Genomic DNA, 19,697 nt, shown 5'->3' with positions numbered 1-19,697 from the left:
CATCACAAGACTTGGCGTCTCGATGATATCTCCCAGGTTTTTATCCTTCCGTGTCCGCTGGCCGCTCGGCGGCAAGCTGTCTACTCTCGGACCAGCCCCGGCTGCGATGCCGGCGGAACCCTAGTAGACTATTAGTTATTCAATTAGAATCGCACTAGCTATTACGTCAGTTAATATAACATTAGATTCATTTTTATGTCAAACAATAATTCGGGAAATGACATTTTTCAGCATTTTTCGGCACGTTTACAGTGAATTTTATGTTTTTTTAAAGAAAAGCTTGTCAAAAGAAAAATGCATATGTTAGTATACGTAACATAAATTAAAAACAAAACAGTTTACTAGGGTTCCGCCTTAACGGGGTCAGGTCCGAGAGTAAACCACTTGCTGCTTTTGGATGCGGCATGTGACACGGAGGGATAAAAACCCGGGAGATTATTACCAAATAATCTTCCGGGTTTTTCATTTTACCTAAAATAACATAAGGAGGCAGCAGTTGGATTTAACGGGTAGGACAGTAAATAACACATTAAACGGAGGGTACCTAAATGAAAAAGCACCAAAAAGGATTTTTTGCACTCGCCATGTCCACTCTGCTGTTTATCGCCGGCTGTGGAGCCGGCAATGCGAGCAATAAAAGTAATGATGCCGCCAACGCCGCAGCAACCACAGCGCCAACAACCGAAGCCTCAAGCTCAGCCGCTCCGGCAGCAGATGATGTGAACATCCGGTTTGGCTACAGCCCGTGGCTCGGTTCAGCCGGTGCGATTGTTGCCAACGAGAAGAAAATTTTTGCCGATAAAGGTGTAAATGTAGAATTTGTGCAAATGGAAGGCAATACGAAGGATGCGTTTATGTCCGGCAAGCTGGATGCGGTTGTGCAATCCCTTGACGCCGTTGTACAAATGAAAGCCACTGAAGATCCGAAGGACCCGGTTCAGGTTATTGCTGTTATTGACCGTTCCAAAGGTGCGGATGGAATTATTGCAAGCAAGGATGTCGCCACTCTGCAGGATCTCAAAGGCAAGGATGTTGCCGTATCCATCGGTTCAGTCGCCCACTTCCTGCTGCTGAATGCACTTCAGACAGTGAATATGAAGGAAAGCGATGTAAATATTGTCAATATGAATAACAACCTGGCCGGCTCCACCTTCATGGCGGGTAAAGTCGATGCAGCAGTAACCTGGGAGCCATACCTGTCCGAAGCTGCCGCCAAGGGCGGACACCTGCTCTACTCCACTAAGGATGCGCCGAATTTGATCGTTGATGCGCTGGTTGTCAAGAAGAGCATGATTGATGAGCACCCGGAAGCGCTGAAAGCAATGGTTGCTTCTTTTGATGAAGGACTGAAGCTGTTCAGCACCACCGATGAAGGCAAAAAAATCGTTGCCGATGCGCTGGGCATGGATGTTGCTGCTGTAGACAGTACTATTGCCACATTGGATCTGACGACCTCCGATGCCTCCAAAACGATGCTGGTTGATAACAAGGCAGAATGGGAAACTACGATGAAGGGATTCTCCGCATTCTTCATGGACCAGAAGATCATCACGTCGCCAGTCGATCCTGCAGGCATTATCAATACGTTCCTATACCAATAAAAGGAGAATGAATAATGGAAAAAGAATCGCGTAAAATCGTTGGCAATCCCGCCCTCCTGCTGGTTGACCCGCAAAAAGGAATCTACAAATCTCCCGCCAAGGATGTGGAAGCGTCCGTTGTAGCACTGGAGCGTGTGCTGAAAGCTGCCAGGGAGGCCGGCATGCCGGTCATTTTCTTCCAGGAAATTCACCGCAAGGAAATGGTCGATTATGGCCGGGAGCTGGACGGAACCGAGAACATCCATTGCCTGGAGGGCTCGGAGTATATTGATATAATTGAGCGTCTGCAGCCTATTGATGGAGAGTTTACCAATATGAAACGCCGGTATAGCTGCTTTTTCGGTACAGACCTGGACATTCTGCTGCGCGGGCTGAACATTCAAACGCTGATCATGGGCGGCTATTACACAGATGTCTGCGTACATTACACCGCTGTGGATGCCCATCAGCATGATTATTATATCCGTGTCCTTCATGACGCCTGCCGTGGCTCCAGTGATGAAGCACACGAAGCGTCTCTCAAGGCCATGACTTATCTGCAGCATGCATCCCGCACAAATTCCGATGAAATGGTTCCATTAATTGAAGCTTGGGGCAAGGAAAAGCGAGCATCCGTTTAATACGGGTGCTTGTCAACCATAAGTAATCCGCAAGGCTGCTTAACGGAGGGAGAGCTTTTAGATGAAGAAAAAGAATAACAGGCAGTTGTTCAAAATCCGCGGTGACATCAGCCGCAAGGTATATTTGATCACTGTATTTGCTACATTTGCCGCTATACTCGCGATTTGGAGCCTGCTCAGCTATGGGAATTTGGTCAGCGCAACCTTTTTGCCGTCACCGGGAAAAGTATGGCAGTCCTTCACAACGAATCTGCAAGATGCGGATTTCTGGGGTTATGTCGGGATCAGCGCCTACCGTGTACTGATGGGCTATCTGCTGACCTGTCTGCTCGCTATTCCGCTCGGCATTCTTGCCGGTACGTTCAAGATTTTCGAGGCTATCATCGTGCCTGTAACTGAATTTATCCGCTATATGCCGGCTACGGCCTTCATTCCTTTAATTATTGTATGGATCGGGCTGGGTGAATCCGCCAAAATATCGGTGATCTTCGTCGGCTGCTTCTTCCAGATGGTACTGATGGTTGCCGACAATGCCAAATCCGTGTCCGGTGAACTGCTGCAGGCATCCTATACACTCGGTGCAAGCAAAATCCAGGTGCTCCGCAAGGTGCTTCTGCCAGCGTTGCTTCCAGATTTGATGAACTCCATGCGCCTGATCATGGGCTGGGCCTGGTCCTACCTGGTGGCGGCCGAGCTGTTCGCTGCAAGCTCGGGGCTTGGATTCATGATTATTCGCGCACAGCGTTATATGCAGACTGAGACTATTTTCATGGCAATTCTTATCATCGGGCTGCTGGGGCTGATTATTGACCGGCTGTTCGCACTGCTCAATAAGAAGCTGTTCCCTTGGGCTGAAGGAGGACGATAAAATGAGCACAAACCAATCCAGAAAACGCAAAATCGTAGTTAATTCCTTATCCAAAAGCTATGAAACTAAAAAGGACACTTTTCTGGCCCTGGATCATGTAGACGCGCATATTTATGAAAATGAGTTCGTTACCCTTGTCGGCCCTTCCGGCTGCGGGAAATCTACCATGCTGCGGATCCTGGCAGGTCTTGAAGATGCTTCCTCGGGAGCAGCCTCCATCTCCGGCAGAACGATTGAGGGTCCGGGTGCAGACCGTGGTGTTGTTTTTCAATCCTATACGCTCTTCCCCTGGCTGACTGTCCGCGACAACATCGAGTTCGGCCTGGCGCTAAAGAACGTTCCGCGCAAGCAGCGCAGAGAAGTCTCCGATAAATATCTGGAGCTGGTGAACCTTGTGAATTTCGGGGATACCTATCCCAAGCAGTTGTCCGGCGGTATGAAGCAGCGGGTGGCGATTGCCAGAGCGCTGGCCAATTCCCCGGAGATGCTGCTAATGGACGAGCCCTTTGCCGCACTGGACGCACAGACGCGGGGAGACATGCAGGAGCTGCTGCTGAATATTCAAAAGCATGAGAAAGCGACCATCCTCTTCATCACCCACGATATTGAGGAAGCGATCTTCCTGTCGGAAAGACTGTATGTGATGAAAAGCCGGCCCGGCCGCATTGTCCGGGAGATTGAAATCCCCGCCGATATGCGCCAGAACAAGGAACTTAAGGATTCGGAGCCATTTATCGCGCTCAAGAAGGAAATCGTTGATCTGCTGCATTCCAAGGAATAATATCATAAGCGAATCCGGGCCAGCAGCCCTGTGCGGATAGGAGGCATTATGACAGCTACTGCAGTCAAAAAATTATACGTCCTGCTGTGCGGTTTCGAGGTGCTCCCGCTGGGAGTTTCCATCCGGGGCAGCGATAACCGCATTATTGTTGCAGAGCCAATCTGCGCTTATCTTGCAGAAACCGATACAGGCTGGGTCCTGTTCGATACAGGCATCGACGCTTCACGTATCCATGATCCGGTTCTCGCCAAGACCTATTATACCGACCGGGGCTGGACCACGCTTCCTGTTGTGCAGCCTGCCCATTCTCTGACCGGTCAACTCAAGGAAATTGGAGTGCGCCCGGAAGACATTCAACAGGTCGTGCTGTCCCATCTGCACGCCGATCATACAGGCTATCTGAAGCTGTTCCGCCACGCGAAAATTATCGCCCAGCGGGCAGAACATCATTATGCTCTGCACACACCGCCTGAGCTGGGAAATATCATAGAGGATTACAATCTTCCCGATCTGGACTGGCAGCTCATTGAAGGAGACTGCGAGCTGATGCCGGGCATACAGCTCATCGCCACACCCGGACATACGCCCGGGCATCAGTCCGCACTTATCTCTTTACCTGGCGGGAGCCGTCTTGTGCTCACCTTCGATGCCGGAGACTTCCTGCAGAATTTCGAGCAGGAGCTGCTTCCCGGCACTGCAAGTGATGACGCACAAGCTCTGGCTTCCATCCTGCGGCTGAAGCAGCTTGCCGAAGAACCCGGCAGCATTCTGTTCCCGCTGCATGATCCGAATTTTATCCAGACCGCCAAGCTGGCACCGCTCTACTATGATTGAAATCTGCAAGGAGATGTAACGCATTGAAATCCACACCCAAGCAGGCCGCCTCCGTCCCGCTGGCGCCTATTATGATTGCTGTCTTCTGCAGTGTATTTATCTCGAATCTGAATACAAGCACAGTCAATCTTGCCGTACCGACGCTGATGAAGGTGTTTCATACCGAAATGCCGGTCATCCAGTGGGCGCTTACGGGATATATGATGGCTATAGGCATCGGCTCACCGCTCGCCGGCTTCCTGATTTCCAGATTCGGCACGAAGAAGGTGTACGCCACTACGCTAATCGGCTTCTCCTTCGCCTCTCTTCTCTGCTCCTTGGCCTGGAATCCCCTCTTCCTGATTGCCGCACGGGTGATTCAAGGGGGCAGTGCCGGACTGATGCTGCCCGTCACACTTACCCTGCTCTACCGGACGGTTGAACGCAAGCAGCAGCCGATGGCAGTCAGTCTCTGGGAAGCAGCAGGCTGGCTTGGTCCGGCACTTGGCCCTGCCGTTTCCGGCCTTTGTCTGCAGTTCTTAAGCTGGCGGTGGCTGTTCCTGTTGAACTTACCGCTGCTCCTGCTGTCCATTCTCCTTGTCCTCCGTTATGTACCCGCAAGTCCGGGAGATTCAAGCATGCGGCTGGACAAGCTCAGTGCTGTATTATCCAGTATCGGCAGCTTCACTGTGCTGTTCGCCTTCAGCAAGGCCTCCGCCTGGGGCCTCCTGGACACCAGGACCTTACTGCTGCTCGCGGCTGGAATCCTACTGCTGATTCTCTTCGTTAGACGGCAGCTCAGAGCGGATACTCCGCTACTCGAATTCCGCGTATTTCAGAACCGCGCTTACGCGATAAGCGTGCTGCTGCTCGGACTAATTAATGCCGCATTGTTCGCGGCGGTCTACTTCGTGCCCTATTTTCTGCAGACGGCCAAAGGGGTCCCCGCTGCCAGCACCGGGCTTGTAATGCTGCCTTCTTCTGTTGTGATGGTGCTGCTGCTCCCATTGGTAGGCAAATTGTATTCCCGGCTGGGGCCGATGAAGCTGGCGGCTGCGGGGATTTCCCTGATGGTGCTTGGCACCTGGATGCTCTCACGCATGACAGTGGATACAGCTAATAGCGAAGTGATTCTGTGGACGGTTACCCGCAATGTCGGCATCGCCTTCTCGTCAATGCCGCTGATGAATGCAGGTCTGTCCGGCCTGCCCGATAACCTGATCGGGTACGCCACCTCAATGACCAGTTGGTTCCGCCAATGCATGGGTTCGCTGTCTATTGCAATTTTCACTGCCTTCTACACCTGGCGAACGGAGGTGTACACTTCAGACGGGCCGGCAGCAGTTAGCAGCTCTGAAGCCGTAGTCTTCGGTGTGCAGCAGGTGTTCATGCTGGTAGCCTTCATGCTGGTCTGTATGCTGCCGCTAGTGCTTACCTTCCGCAAATCCGGCAAGATTTCCTGACAACTGTATAAGTGGAACTTTAGATTTTCATATTAGGGTCTGGTCGTAACTACGGGGAATGTTTGGACTTCCGGCCGCTGTTGTCTCCAGATGTTTTGGATTGTACCGCTAATAGCGGATAACATCCGGAGACAAAGGCGGACGCTACCGCTCCTCCAGTTCCAAACTTCCCCCTCCGCACTCCTACCTTTTTATGATTCCTTTAAAGTTTAACTTATATATGCTCCCTGCTTCGAATAAAAAGGGCTGGCTCATTCGTAGATAAATCTACTGTGAGCCAGCCCTTTGTCAACCACAGGCCTCACCTTAAGCCAGGCCATGAAGCTGCTTGAACTCCTCCGGCTTCATTCCGGTCACCCGTTTGAACACCGCACAAAAATAGCTCGTGTTCTCGAATCCGGCCTGCTCCGCGATTTCATAAATTTTTTTCTCTCTGCCGCTGAACATCAGTTGCTTGCTCCGGTTAATCCGCTGTTTGTTGATATAGGTTACAGGCCGCTCATGCATCGTCCGCCTGAACAAGCGGCATAAATATTGCGGTGACACGGAAGCCACGTCGGCTAATTCCTTCAGCGCCAGCGGCCGGTGCAGATTAAGCTCAATATGCTGGAGCACCGGCTTGATGCGTTCCATTTCATCCTTCTCATTCGCAGGCGCCGACAACAGGTGTTTGAGGTCGAGCAGCAGTGCATAGAGCAGCTTGGAGCGTTCCAGATTCTCCTCCAGGTCGTTGCCGTTTGGCATCAGCAGCATCTTCTCCAGTGGCTTCATTAATTGGTGATCGCTGAGCCTTCCCAGACCGGATTCCCGGATTCCGGCATACAGCAGCATCCCTCCCGCCTCCCTTCCGCTGAATGAGACCCATGACAGCTTCCACTGCTGGCTGATGGGAGCATAGGCATGCTTAATATTCGGGAACAGAAAGAACACATCCCCCGGCTCCACAATGTAACGCTTATCCCCCAGAATCAGTTCCCCTTTGCCTTCCAGCACCTGATGCAGCTGATAATCCGGAAAGCCTGTAGGCCGCTCCATTTCGGGCTGATGCTCCCAGAATCCGACGGTTGTCACATACAGCGGGAGTAACGAGATGTCCTCCGTCTCACAAAATATCAGTTTGCTCTCCATGTCCGCTCTCCAGTTTCATATTTTGATATGCGTGCGAATATTTTACTATATCCCTTGCAATGTCTCCAATTTATAATATGAATATCATAACATGAGGAGATGTTAATGTGCGCAAGAAGTTTATCTATCAGCCGCCAGCCAATGGCTACCCGGAATGGAACAATAACCCCGAAATTTTTCAACTGAACCGTTTGGAAGCGCATGCTTCCATGATTTCTTACACCAGCATTAGTGAAGCCTTGCACGGAGACAAAACCGCTTCCCCTAATTACCGCTCGCTGAACGGCACATGGAAATTCGCCTTCGCCGAAACTCCGGAGCAGCGGATCAAGGACTTCTATACAGCAGACTATGACAGCAGCAGCTGGGCTGAAATTCCTGTGCCGTCCCACTGGCAATTCCATGGCCATGACTACCCTCAATATACGAATGTGCGTTATCCGTGGGCAGTATCCGAGCCGGATTTGAAGCCGCCTTTTGCACCAACAGTCTATAATCCGGTAGGCTCCTATGTACGTACCTTTACAGTGCCGGAAGCCTGGACAGGCCAGCCGGTCTACCTCAGCTTCCAGGGCGTAGAATCCGCCTTTTATGTATGGGTGAATGGAGAATTGGTCGGCTATGGCGAAGACACCTTTACCCCATCTGAATACGACATTACTCCATACATTCAGGAAGGTGAAAATAAGCTGGCGGTTGAAGTCTACCGCTGGTGTGATGCAAGCTGGCTGGAGGATCAGGATTTCTGGCGGCTCAGCGGTATTTTCCGTGATGTCTATCTGTATACAGCCCCTTCTGTGCACATTGCCGATTTCTTCGTTCATACCGATCTGGATGAGCAGTATGTTGATGCGGAGCTGAATGTGGACCTGAAGGTCGAGAATTATTTTAACGCGAAATTGAGTCCGTACACGCTTCAAATGCAGCTCTATGACGCCAGCGGCAAGACGGTCTGGACAGCACCGGTGTCCGGTGAAGTATCTTTTAATGAAAACGATGTCCTGAAGCTCAAGCTGGGGGCGCCTGTTGCGGACCCGCTTAAATGGAGCGCTGAGAAGCCTAATTTATATACGCTTGTCATTTCATTGCTGGATGAACAGGGGCATTTACTGGAAGCGGTCAGCAGCAAGGTGGGCTTCCGCACATTTGAAATCAAGGACGGTCTGATGAAGATTAACGGAAAAAGAATTCTCTTCAAGGGCACGAACCGCCATGAATTCTCCTGTGAGACCGGTCGTGCGCTTGGCAAAGAGGATATGATCCGCGACATCGAGCTGATGAAAGCCCATAACATCAATGCGGTGCGTACCTCCCATTACCCGAACCAATCCATTTGGTATGAGCTGTGCGACCAGTATGGACTGTATGTTATTGACGAAACCAACCTGGAGACACATGGCTCCTGGAAATATGGGCAAAAGGAACTGAATGAATTCAACGTTCCTGCAAGCAAGCCGGAATGGCGCGCCAATGTGCTCGACCGCTGCAACTCCATGATGCAAAGAGACAAGAACCACCCGTCCGTCATCATCTGGTCACTCGGCAATGAGTCCTTCGGCGGCGACAACTTTATCGCGATGCATGATATGCTGCAGGAAGCTGACCCGAGCCGGGTTATTCATTATGAAGGTATTTTCCACTACCGTCCATCGGAAGCGGCAAGCGATATCGAATCCACGATGTATGTGAAGCCGGTTGACGTTGAAAAATATGCGCTGAATGAGCCGAAGAAGCCATATATCCTCTGCGAATACAGCCATGCGATGGGCAACTCCTGCGGCGGTCTGCATTTGTACACGGACCTGTTTGACAAATATGATATCCTCCAGGGCGGCTTCATCTGGGACTGGGTCGATCAGGCGATCCGCACCAAAACTGCTAAGGGTATCGAGTACTTGGCTTACGGCGGCGATTTTGGCGAAACCCCGCATGACGGCAACTTCAGCGGCAACGGCTTGCTGTTCGCCGACCGTGCTGTAACACCTAAGCTGCTTGAGGTTAAGAAATGCTATCAGAATGTGAAAATAACGGCTGTTGATCTTCAAAAAGGACTGTTCCAGATCCGTAACGGATTCTTGTTCACGAATATTGAAGAGTTCGAGCTGAACTGGGAAATTGCCTTGAACGGTCAGGCTGAACAACAAGGTGCTCTGCGCGTCTCTGCCGAGCCTGGGGAAACCGCCCAAATCACTGTTCCTTATGAATGGAGCTCCATTACCGAGGAGCAAGAAGCTGTCCTCACCCTTTCCTTCATCCAGCATGAGGCAACCTCTTGGTCGCAGCCTGATCATGAGATCGCCTGGGAACAGTTTGTATTGACACCTTACATCGGAAGAAGCGCTTCCCACACCGCTGGAAATGGACTGCGCGTAACCGAACAAGAGCAGGCTGTCACCATTCAAGGCGAGCAATTCGCGCTGGCATTCAGCACCGCAACCGGAGACTTATTCTCCTATACATCTTCCGGGAAGGAACGTCTGCTTGCACCTGTAAGACCTAACTTCTGGAGAGCGGTAACGGACAACGACCTGGGCAATGGCCTGGACAAACGCTGTGCAGTCTGGAAAGAAGCTTCCTACAACAGAACACTCACGGGCTTCTCCTACTCCACCGGCGACAATTTCTGCGTTGTGACGGTCAACTACCTGCTGGCTACGAGTCCTGCTTCCACATTGCGTCTGCGCTATGAAATTACCCCGGACGGAACTGTGGAAATCACTCAGGAAATGAACCCGGGAAGCGCCGGACTGCCGGAAATTCCTGAATTCGGGCTGGTGTTCTTGCTGGATGAACAGCTCGATACCGTGTCCTGGTATGGCAATGGGCCGCATGAGAACTATTGGGACCGGAAGACTGGCGCCAAGCTGGGACGTTATACCGGCAAGGTAAGTGAGCAGTTCATTAATTATCTCCGTCCTCAGGAATGCGGCAACAAAACCGATGTACGTTTTGCTTCCCTTACGGAGAGCGCAACAGGCAGCGGATTTCATCTGGAGAGCACCTTGCCTATGGAAGTTAACGTGCTTCCTTGGACGCCGGAAGAGCTGGAAGCAAGCGATCATCCTTATAAGCTGCCGGTTTCCACCAAGAGTGTGCTGAGAGTCAACTACAAACAAATGGGTGTCGGCGGAGATGATAGCTGGGGCGCACCAACGCATGATCAGTTCACACTTCCGGCTAACCGGCCTTATACTTTCCACTTTACCCTGTCCATACTTTAATCTAAAAGGCGCGATCACCGGCATGAAGCTGGGGGTCGCGCCTTTTTTTAATAATGAGAGTTTATGATGAACCACTTAGGCAAATGAACCATATTATTGGTTATATATTTCCTAAGGAGGATACAATGATGCAACCTTATTGGGGGCCTTGTTTTACCGTAGATAGAATGCGATATGCCTATCCCCATCCGATGCCAATATATATGCCGGCAAAGCAGGAATGCCTGAGCAGAGCGCAGGTTGATTACATGAATCACATGAGATCGCTTTGGGAGCAGCATGTGGCCTGGACCCGAATGGCAATCCTCAGCATTGTTTTTGATTTGCCTGACACCGATGTGGTCGTGGCCCGGCTTCTGCAAAACGGACCGGATATGGGGGAAGCACTGAAGCCCTTCTATGGTGAAGCTGCAGCCCAAACCTACAGCAATCTTATTAAAGAGCATTTAGTCATTGCAGTAGACCTTGTCAAAGCTGCTAAGGCAGGCGACCAGCAAGCTGCTGCGGTAGCGGAGAAAAAGTGGTACGCAAATGCTGACCAAATTGTTGAATTTCTAAGCCGCATCAATCCATATTTCCCGAAAGAACAGTTCAGAAAAATGTTCTATTCGCATCTGGCATTAACCAAAGCAGAAGCTGTATCCTTGCTGAATAAAGATTACAAATTAAGTGTGCAGCTCTATGACCGGATCGAAAAAGAGGCTCTGATTATGGCCGATATGATCAGCACTGCAATCATCAATCAATTCCCGCAAATGTTCTGATTGTTCAGCTTCAGTCCAGCCATTACCTCCATCCAAGATACTTCCCTGCTTCCCTGAAGCTGCCGATCATTCCCGCGCCAACCGCTGCGCATAACGCTGCGCCAACCGCTGCGCATAACGCTGCGCCGACCGCAGCTTCCTCCATAGCTGAGCTTAGCAGCAGCGGCAGTCCGAACCTCTCTTCTACCTTCCTGCAGAGAACCGGATTTGCGCGCAGTGCGTTGCCCGAGCCGATTAACCGTGTCCAAGGCTTCGCGGATTCCGCATCTCCAAGGCTTCTATAAAAAGCATACAATTCATCGACCATTCCTTGAAGAAAAGCATGGGTCAGCATACCGGGTGTGAAATTGCCCGGCGTAATCCCCTCTATCCTGCCCTGCGCTTCAGAATTAAGCCGTGTTCCCAGAAACTGCGGCTTCACCTTTAGACCGCCTGAGGAGGTCTCATTCTGTAAAAGTGTGTCCATTAACGGGTATAGCTCACCTTGGGTTTCCCCGGTATAGGCTTCAATTATTTGCCGGAAGAATTGTTCCAGAAGCGCATAGGATTTCCCGCCGCTAAGGGCGGCGCCGACGAGCAGATGACCCCCACCGGGAAAAGGCCGCGCCTCCAGCTCTTCGGTATAGCTGCTTGAATCACTAAGCAGTACGGATAGCTGGCTTCCCGTTCCGATGTTAAGCAGCATTGCTTCCTCAGGAAACGGCACACTGCCAAGAAAGCTGGCCTGGTTGTCACCAATTGATGTGTATACTGTAAGGCCGTCATCGGTGAGGCCAACCGGGGTCCCCGACGGGACAACCTTGGGCAGCATGTCAGGATGTATCCCCGCTTTTGCAAGGGCCAGCTTGTCAAAATCACCGGCAGCGAAGCTGTAACAGCCTAATCCCGCAGCTTGAGTCGCTTCCATAAGGGGAATTGTCCTTCCGGTGAGCCGCATCGCCGCATAATCAGCAATTGTGCACATGCTGACCGCTTCATGAGGGACAAGGCCGTGCTGCATGTTATAGAAATGCGTTGCCAGTCCATAACCGGGGGCGATGGTATATCCCGTTGCTTCGCTTAGCTTCTGCGCATAGGTATGAGAGCTGTCATTGTCATACGGCAGCCCTCCTCTGCCATCCTGCCAGGTAAACAGCGGACTCACATGCTTGCCCGTTTGATCTGTATATACAATGCCGTGCATTTGTCCGGTAAGTCCAATTCCCGCTGCGTCAGGCACCCGGGTGAGCAGTTGCTCAAGCACTCTTTTCACAGATTGCACAATGGCCTCCGGATCTTGCAGGCGCTCCCATTCCCCTTGACTGCCGGGCAGGTTAGCCGGATTCGCTTCTGTAATGACATGCAGTACACTGCGCTGCTCCAAATCGTACACTAAGCCGGAAATGGAGGTCGTGCCAATGTCCAGTCCGATTATTTTCATATGCTTCCCTCCTGTTTACTTCTAAGCATTATACGTGAATTTCAGCCAACTAAAAAGGGTACAACAGCAGCCCTGAATGGCGCTATGTACCCTTTGGCTTTTTAAAATATAAGATTTATATGTTTTACGCCATGAATCATCCTTATATTTCTCGCTGAAACGGATACCTGAAAGCGATACAGAGTATCGCTGCTTCGGAAGCATAGGCTTCTTTTAAGGACGGCGAAGCCGTTTCTGCTTGGATTAACTTAATCCGGTTAATTCTTAATGAATGTCCAGTCATCCACCTTAACCCAATTGCCGGCATTTGCGACACTGTAGACCCCGATCTGGGCAGAGCCATTCGTCACATTGATGTTGGGAATGGTAACTTGTGTCCAACTGCCAATGGCTGTGTTGATGGCTGCATTCTTTTCCGCCCCGCCGTAGTTCTTCACAAAGATCTGGGCGGCCATTTGCCCGCCGCTGCTTTGAACCCATACTTTTAGCGTATATGTGCCGTTAGGTAAATTGGTCAGATTCTGGTACCGGCTGGTGCTGTAGGCTGCCGTTCCCGATTGCTGTGCAGACCATCTTCCAGTATGCCCGCCGAGTACATTGCTGTTCGGGTCCGCAGCGGCATTCGTCCAATTCGTCCAGCCCGCCAGAGCAGTCTGTGCTACCCGGTCCGCTTCATAGCTCGGGTTAAGCGCATAATTGTTGCCGCTTCCAACACTCCACGTGCCCGCCGTCGCATCGAGATTGAATTCGCTCAAGGAATTGAGTGTTGGAACGCTTCCGTTAAAAGTAATCGGCATCCATTGATTGTATCCGATCCCATTTCCGGCAAAATCACTCCAGCGGTCGCCTCCGAACAGGATGGTGGTACCGGAGGTTCCCTGTACGCTGACAAATAGCCCGGTCTGTGTGACGTGCGAGAAATCCGCATCTGTATTATTCATTACCGCTTCAGCGGAATACGGGCCGAGAATATTGGTGGCGGTAATGTAGTACGTATGGGAAGCATTCCAGCCATGCAAATCGGAGGAAGCTAAATAATAAACCCCATTGTACTTGAACATGGCGTTGCCTTCCCGGCCGCCCGAACTGCTGTTGAACACATTGGTAGCCGGTTCGACATTCAGATAATCCGAGGAGCGCAGCGGCGATACATACAGATGGCTTCGCCCTTTGGTGTTGCTGAAGACCAGGTAAGGCTTGCCGTCGTCGTCGATAAATATCGACTGATCCCCCGACATATTGTTCACTACATTGGCAATGGAAGTCTGCACATGATCAAAAACAAAGGTCCCTGTAGGACTGCTGCTCGTTGCAAAAGCGATCCCCGATCCGGCGGACCCGACATATTGGGTAATGAGCACATATTTCTTGGTATTGCTGTTGTAGACTACACCCAGCCTGCCCACCCAATCGGTGTCCCAGGTTGAACCATCGGAAGCCGAGTTAATCACATTTCCTTCGAACTTCCAATGGACCAAATCTGTAGAAGAATAGCAAGTCACTGCATTTAAGCTGGAATCATTGTTCTTGGAGACGGGATTGTTGTAATAGGTCACCGCCCCGTTATACTTGACGCCATACCAATAATAAGTGCTGCCTACCTTCAATATGCCTCCGCCCTGCGAATAGATAGGATTGTTAGAGGTATCCTTCCAGAACACATCGTTTGTGAGTGTTTCGCTTGAAGCACTCGCGCTGGCTGCCCCAAAGAGCAGTACGGCAGACATAAGCAGCAGAAAGCTATGAAGAAGGCGATGCTTTTTAACAAAAGCTTTCATTGTCGACTTCCTTTCCACTTTGAGATATTGGCAGTTCATCTTGCTCGATTTATACTATAACGTTTTGATTTTAAATAGTAAGGGTACAAACTTACGATTTACTTTGAATAGTAACGTTTTGTGATTTTTTCATGAATATTCCATATCCAAGCAAGCCTCCGAGGGTGTTAAGAATAAGATCATCCACATCGAAAGTCCCTATAGAAAAGATAAGCTGGGAGCATTCCAATCCTAAGCTTAACCCCAGGGAGTAGAGGAGTGCTTTGACAAAGCTTCTTTTTACCATTAACCGTATGAACATTCCATGAGGAACAAAAAGTGCGATATTCCCCACCAGATTGATAAAGTCATGCGGATTGGACAGCCTTTCCAGATTGCCCCTTATGGATACAAACGGAATGAAATTCGCAAACATCAACCGGTTCTGAATGCGCCTAGGATCTTCCAGCGCCAGTTGCAGCTGTTCCCAAAGATTTCTGATGTCCCCTGAGCCAAACTTGAACAGGATAATTTTGGTCAGCAGGTACAAATACACGACATAAAGCAGGATAATGAGACTTCGACTCAGCCGCTTCATAACTTCCACGTACTCAACAGAACCGTGACGATAACGCCGTCGCTGTTGTTTCCTGAAATCTCATAAGGATGGCCAGCCGGAACTTGAATGCTCGCATTCTTGGAAACGGGGGCATACAATACCAGATATTTTCGGTTATCGACAGTAATCTGCACTCTCCTCTGCTGCTTCAGATATTCCAGATATTCTTCCAGAACCATATTCTTGTCCTTCATAATTTGGCTGTGGGGCAGGCCGACATAGCGGAAATGCCATGCTTCATACTTAATGCCGGTAATTGCTGTCTTGTCCTTCGGATATCTTAAAATAAATCCATATCTCCAGGCGTTAGCTTTGAGCCAATCACCTTCAGCCGCTTTCCCGATTTCACCAAGGGTAGAACCAATATCCAGCGATAACCCTGAGTTATGCTCGCTATATCCTGCAGGCAGCGCATAATCGGCTCCTTTCTCCCGGTACAGGACCTCCTGCTCTTCAGAATCCCTGTAGCCGCTGCTGATCCGAAAATGGGTAACCCCCTCCTCTGCCGCAGCTTCCGTCAACCGTGCAAACTGCTCCGTCACAGATTGCGACAGCCGTATTGAATGATCGAGCAGGCTAAATCCGTTAGTCAGCTCTTCATGCTGAGATAACTTGATGATGTCTGAAGCAGTACCTTTCTTGTGGATAGGATAATCTTTATTGACCAGTATCAGATTTCCCTCGTAAATTTGTTCTTTATTAATATGTATCGTCTTCTCGCTGCCCTCAGCGTCTGATTGCACAGCGACATTCTCTGTATCTGGCCGGTATTTTATAGACGCCTCTTCCTTCTGATAGAATTTAAATCCGATGACGAGCAGTACTATGCATAAAAAAAGCCACTTCTTCACAATAAGCATCTCCCTTTAGTGTGTCTTCACCTAGACTAATGGGAAATGTTTAAGTTCAAAGTGGGCTAAAAATAAAGTTTTTCTTAAATTAGCGGCAAGCGTATTTCAAAGATCGTCTTGGTTACACTGCTCTCGGCGGATATGGTCCCCCCGTGTCCCTCCACGATGTTTTTAGCGATGAACAGGCCAAGGCCGGTACTGCCTTCACTAGAGGTCCGTGCCCTGTCACCAGTATAGAACATATCAAAAAGGTAAGGCAGCTCCTCCGGCGGGATGAAATGCCCGTAATTGGTCACCTGAACAACCGCTGCTCCGGAAGCAGCCTCCTGCCTGCAATGTATATCCACATATTGCCCGTCTTTGCCGTATCTCAAAGCATTGGTCAGAAGATTCTCAAGGACACGGGCAAGCAGCTCCCCGTCTGCCGGAACCACCAGATGCGGATCAATGTAAAGGCGGGAGACCAGCTTGCTCTGTTCAAAAAGCGGGAACAGCTCCTCGTTCAATTGGAGCAACAGCTCACTAAGGTCAATCGGCTCCTTATGCACGGTCAGCTTCCCGTAGTTCATCCGGGTGATCTCGAACAGCTCCTCGATCAGCTTCTCAAGCCGCTGTGATTTGGCATAGGCAATGGTTGTATAATGGCGGGCCTGTTCAGGCGTTAAATCCGCAGATTTCAGAATAAAATCCAAATATCCCAGAACAGAGGTCAACGGGGTTCGGATGTCATGGGCCAGGTTCAGCACCAGTTGATCCTTGCTGCTTTCAGCAAAATCGCCTCGTTCCAAAGCTTTTTGCAATTGTTCGCTGGCCCGGTTAATGTCTTCGGCAATGAGCTGGAACTCATCATGGGAGATTATTTCCACCCGCGAGTCAAAGTCGCCGTTGGCCAGCTTATGTATCCCCCCGGAAATCCTCTCAAAATAATCTGCGTAGCGCTTGGTCAGCAGGAAGAAAAAGATAATCGCAAGCGGTATAAACAGGATTAAAAAGAAATTCAAATCCCCTACCTGGTTTATGAAAAGTCTCATTCGGGCCAAATCATCCTCCGCAAAGACCTTCTCATGATAATATCGCTGCAAGACTTTATAGACCAAATAAGTGAGTAAACCTGAGATGAGCATGCTAAGTCCGAACAGCATCAGCATACTGGTGCGAAAGCTGCGCCTTTGTCTAGTCATTGAACGTATACCCTACTCCCCATACGGTTTTTATAAATTTCTTGGGGTCTTCGCCTAGCTTCTTGCGGAGTGTGCGGATGTGGACCATTACTGTATTCCCGCTGTCGTAGTATGACTCGCCCCAAACCTGCAAAAAGATATTCTCCGCGCTGAACACCTTATTGGGATGACTTGCGAGCAGATGCAAAATATCAAATTCCTTCGGCGTCAGCTCTACCGTTTGATCATATATCGTAACTGTGCGCTTTTCCGGGTCGATGGTTAACCCGCCGATTTGCAGCATAGACGGGGAATCTGCGGGTGACGGGTTCAGCTGTATGAAGCGGCGCAGTTGGGCCTTGACCCGTGCAACCAATTCCATCGGGTTAAACGGTTTGGTCATGTAGTCATCTGCCCCGATGACCAGTCCGGTGATTTTATCCAGATCCGAGGCCTTTGCGCTCAAAAAAATAATCGGCATCCGGTATTTCTCGCGGATTTGACGAGTGACCTCATGGCCATCCAGCTTCGGCATCATCACATCGAGTATCGCCAAATCCACCGGCTGGGACTGGATGGCCTGAATGGCTGCGCTCCCGTCGGCGACAGTGATCGTAAGATACCCTTCCTTTTCCAGATGCATGGCGATCAGCTCGGCGATTTCAGTCTCATCATCCGCAATCAAGATCGTAATCGGCTTCATTTTCGTACAGCCTCCTGTGTCAGATAAGGATTATTATACTATAAAGATTGAACTTGTGATTTTTTTGTGGGATTTGGTCGTGACTCCGGGGAATGTTTGGACTTCCAGCCGCTGTTGTCGTAAGAATTTCTTGATTATACCGCTGTGCGGATAACATCCGGAGACAAAGGCGGTCGCTACTGCTCTTCCAGTTTCAAACTTCCCCTCCGTCACTTTTCCCCTCTTTTTTATTTTTTCAAGTTCAATCTATATAGCAACAGTATTTAGAAATGAGCCATATCTTAACTTTGGCTAAAGCAGAAAAAGCCCGTTCCCCTGTATTTCGTGGGAACGGGCTTTGCTACAATTGCTTCAGTCTGCTGCACGCAGATCCTGAATTCTAACGTTACTACTGAATAAACTGGAGTCACTGCTAAGCTTAAAGGAAGGATAGTGTTCATCCGCCTCCAGCCTCATATGCTCATCAAATAAGGATTCCTGCTGGCGGTCACAGAGAAAGGTGAAGGGCTCTCTCTGAATCACAATGTCAGTATTGTTCGGCTCGCTCACGATTTGGATGACAAGCACGCCATTGCAGCCGCAGCCTTCCGTATCATAGAACAGCTTAAGATAACCGGATTGCTCCGCCAGATGCTCTTCCAGCCGTTTCGAAGCGAGTGTGTCTAGTTGAATGTACATATCATAGTTCTCTCCTTTACAGCAGGGTTCTCTCCGAATGGATCACGGGCACAAGTATAATCCGGTTATGAAGTACCCCCCTGTGACTGCAATCACTTTTATTATGACAGTCATTCAACTATATGCCAATGCCTAACCGATCTGGGAGCGTGCTGCTCTCTCCATCGCCAGCAGTTGTTCTCTTACCTTCACCGCTTCACCAATGATGATGAGCGCCGGATTGCTGATCTTCAGCGCCGCAGCCAGCTTGTCGATGTTGCCAAGTGTCCCTGTCACGGTCCGTTCGTGGTCTGTTGTTCCATTCTCAATCAGCGCTGCCGGAGTATTCGGGTCTTTTCCGTGCCGCAGCAGTTCTTCGCGGATTTCACTTAACGTGCTTACTCCCATGTAAATGACAAGAGTATCCACACTATGGGCCAGCCCGTCCCAGCGGACAGGTGAAGTGTGGCCGGTGCAGCGGCAGCCGGTTACGATGGCAAAGGAGGCGGCAAGGCCGCGGTGGGTCAGCGGAATTCCCGCTGACGCTGCGGCGCCGATTGCCGAGGTAATGCCGGGAATCACCTCATATGGAATCCCGGCGGCAGCGGCGGCAAGTGCCTCTTCCCCGCCGCGTCCAAACACGAAGGGATCTCCTCCTTTTAAGCGGACGACATGGCTGCCTGCGGCTGCATATTTTATGATCAGCTTTTCTATGGCTCCCTGGGGCATGGAATGCTTGCCCGGCGCTTTGCCGCAATAAATGCGGAGAGCCTCGGGGTTCGCGTAATTCAGCAGCTCTTCATTCACCAGCCGGTCATACAGAATAACGTCCGCCGTCTGAATCCGGCGCATGGCTTTGACCGTAATCAATTCCGGGTCTCCCGGTCCGGCTCCGATAATCGACACTTTCCCCTGCACCATAGGCTCACCTCCAGATTAGCTAATCTTCCAGAGTGACATAGATTGAACCGCTGCTCCGGTCAATTTCCACCTCGAAGGTGGTTACATGTCCGGTATCCGGCTCCTGTACGGCTCCGCTATGCAGGTCGATACGCCAATCGTGCATCGGACAGTGGACCTTCGAACCGCAGACCATGCCCTCCGACAACGTCCCGCCTTTATGCGGGCATTTATTCTCAACGGCCAGCACCTCTCCATCCGACAGCCGGAACAGTGCAATTTCAGTGTTCCCCGCCCGGAAGATCCGTGAGCCCTTAACGTCAATATCCGTCACTTTGCCAACAAGCATTTTGGTCATCTTCATAGGTGCG

General features: G+C 50.4%; 18 protein-coding genes and 2 riboswitches. Of the genes, 8 read left to right on the top strand and 10 right to left on the bottom strand.

Features of this window, described 5'->3' with window-relative positions; all coding sequences use genetic code 11:
• Positions 1-27 precede the first annotated feature (27 nt).
• Positions 28-135, bottom strand: a riboswitch (guanidine-I (ykkC/yxkD leader).
• Between the two features lie 195 nt (positions 136-330).
• A riboswitch (guanidine-I (ykkC/yxkD leader) is annotated at positions 331-436 on the top strand.
• A 112-nt stretch (positions 437-548) separates the two neighbouring features.
• From ACX1DY_RS17180 to ACX1DY_RS17155, 6 genes are all read left to right on the top strand, one after another.
• Positions 549-1,601, top strand: a complete 1,053-nt coding sequence (locus tag ACX1DY_RS17180; RefSeq protein WP_458965407.1) for an ABC transporter substrate-binding protein — start codon at positions 549-551, stop codon at positions 1,599-1,601.
• 14 nt (positions 1,602-1,615) lie between these two features.
• Complete coding sequence (locus ACX1DY_RS17175) at positions 1,616-2,221, top strand: cysteine hydrolase family protein (RefSeq protein ID WP_458965406.1); 606 nt, start codon at positions 1,616-1,618, stop codon at positions 2,219-2,221.
• Between the two features lie 61 nt (positions 2,222-2,282).
• Entirely contained in the window at positions 2,283-3,089 is an 807-nt protein-coding gene (locus tag ACX1DY_RS17170; protein ID WP_458965405.1) for an ABC transporter permease, read from the top strand.
• Position 3,090: 1 nt separating this feature from the next.
• Positions 3,091-3,870 carry an ABC transporter ATP-binding protein gene (locus ACX1DY_RS17165; RefSeq protein ID WP_458965404.1) on the top strand — a complete coding sequence of 260 codons (780 nt, stop codon included), beginning with the start codon at positions 3,091-3,093 and terminating at the stop codon, positions 3,868-3,870.
• A 48-nt stretch (positions 3,871-3,918) separates the two neighbouring features.
• Positions 3,919-4,704: an N-acyl homoserine lactonase family protein gene (locus tag ACX1DY_RS17160; protein WP_458965403.1), complete on the top strand. Its 786-nt coding sequence runs from the start codon at positions 3,919-3,921 to the stop codon at positions 4,702-4,704.
• A gap of 23 nt (positions 4,705-4,727) precedes the next feature.
• A complete protein-coding gene (locus tag ACX1DY_RS17155; RefSeq protein WP_458965402.1) occupies positions 4,728-6,146 on the top strand; it encodes a DHA2 family efflux MFS transporter permease subunit in 1,419 nt (472 codons plus the stop codon).
• Positions 6,147-6,452: 306 nt separating this feature from the next.
• Here ACX1DY_RS17155 and ACX1DY_RS17150 read toward each other — a convergent pair whose 3' ends face one another.
• Positions 6,453-7,274: an AraC family transcriptional regulator gene (locus ACX1DY_RS17150; protein WP_458965401.1), complete on the bottom strand. Its 822-nt coding sequence runs from the start codon at positions 7,272-7,274 to the stop codon at positions 6,453-6,455.
• A 107-nt stretch (positions 7,275-7,381) separates the two neighbouring features.
• On the opposite strand from ACX1DY_RS17150, the gene lacZ reads away from it, so the two are divergent.
• Positions 7,382-10,495: a beta-galactosidase, LacZ type gene (gene lacZ, locus ACX1DY_RS17145; protein ID WP_458965400.1), complete on the top strand. Its 3,114-nt coding sequence runs from the start codon at positions 7,382-7,384 to the stop codon at positions 10,493-10,495.
• A gap of 203 nt (positions 10,496-10,698) precedes the next feature.
• Positions 10,699-11,259, top strand: coding sequence for an acetylglutamate kinase (locus ACX1DY_RS17140; RefSeq protein WP_458965480.1), 561 nt, complete (start codon positions 10,699-10,701; stop codon positions 11,257-11,259).
• A 22-nt stretch (positions 11,260-11,281) separates the two neighbouring features.
• Here the strand turns inward: ACX1DY_RS17140 and ACX1DY_RS17135 are convergent, their stop codons facing one another.
• The 9 genes from ACX1DY_RS17135 to nirD form a co-directional block, all read right to left on the bottom strand.
• Positions 11,282-12,679 carry a sedoheptulokinase gene (locus ACX1DY_RS17135; protein WP_458965399.1) on the bottom strand — a complete coding sequence of 466 codons (1,398 nt, stop codon included), beginning with the start codon at positions 12,677-12,679 and terminating at the stop codon, positions 11,282-11,284.
• Between the two features lie 257 nt (positions 12,680-12,936).
• Positions 12,937-14,457, bottom strand: coding sequence for a family 43 glycosylhydrolase (locus ACX1DY_RS17130; RefSeq protein ID WP_458965398.1), 1,521 nt, complete (start codon positions 14,455-14,457; stop codon positions 12,937-12,939).
• A gap of 91 nt (positions 14,458-14,548) precedes the next feature.
• Complete coding sequence (locus tag ACX1DY_RS17125; protein ID WP_458965479.1) at positions 14,549-15,034, bottom strand: VanZ family protein; 486 nt, start codon at positions 15,032-15,034, stop codon at positions 14,549-14,551.
• Positions 15,031-15,906, bottom strand: coding sequence for a M15 family metallopeptidase (locus tag ACX1DY_RS17120; protein WP_458965397.1), 876 nt, complete (start codon positions 15,904-15,906; stop codon positions 15,031-15,033). Before ACX1DY_RS17120 ends, ACX1DY_RS17125 begins: the two co-directional genes overlap by 4 nt.
• Positions 15,907-15,989: 83 nt before the next feature.
• Positions 15,990-17,087: a sensor histidine kinase gene (locus ACX1DY_RS17115; RefSeq protein ID WP_458965396.1), complete on the bottom strand. Its 1,098-nt coding sequence runs from the start codon at positions 17,085-17,087 to the stop codon at positions 15,990-15,992.
• Complete coding sequence (locus ACX1DY_RS17110; protein ID WP_458965395.1) at positions 17,080-17,769, bottom strand: response regulator transcription factor; 690 nt, start codon at positions 17,767-17,769, stop codon at positions 17,080-17,082. Before ACX1DY_RS17110 ends, ACX1DY_RS17115 begins: the two co-directional genes overlap by 8 nt.
• 351 nt (positions 17,770-18,120) lie before the next feature.
• A complete protein-coding gene (locus tag ACX1DY_RS17105; RefSeq protein ID WP_458965394.1) occupies positions 18,121-18,447 on the bottom strand; it encodes an iron-sulfur cluster biosynthesis family protein in 327 nt (108 codons plus the stop codon).
• A gap of 132 nt (positions 18,448-18,579) precedes the next feature.
• Positions 18,580-19,344 (bottom strand): uroporphyrinogen-III C-methyltransferase, encoded by a 765-nt coding sequence (gene cobA, locus ACX1DY_RS17100; RefSeq protein WP_458965478.1) that lies wholly within the window; start codon positions 19,342-19,344, stop codon positions 18,580-18,582.
• A gap of 22 nt (positions 19,345-19,366) precedes the next feature.
• Positions 19,367-19,684, bottom strand: a complete 318-nt coding sequence (nirD, locus tag ACX1DY_RS17095) for a nitrite reductase small subunit NirD (protein ID WP_458965477.1) — start codon at positions 19,682-19,684, stop codon at positions 19,367-19,369.
• Positions 19,685-19,697 lie beyond the last annotated feature (13 nt).

This window comes from Paenibacillus sp. BAC0078 (genome assembly GCF_054483875.1).
Note: the sequence above shows the minus strand (reverse complement) of the source record. Positions and strands in the feature narration are given on the sequence as shown.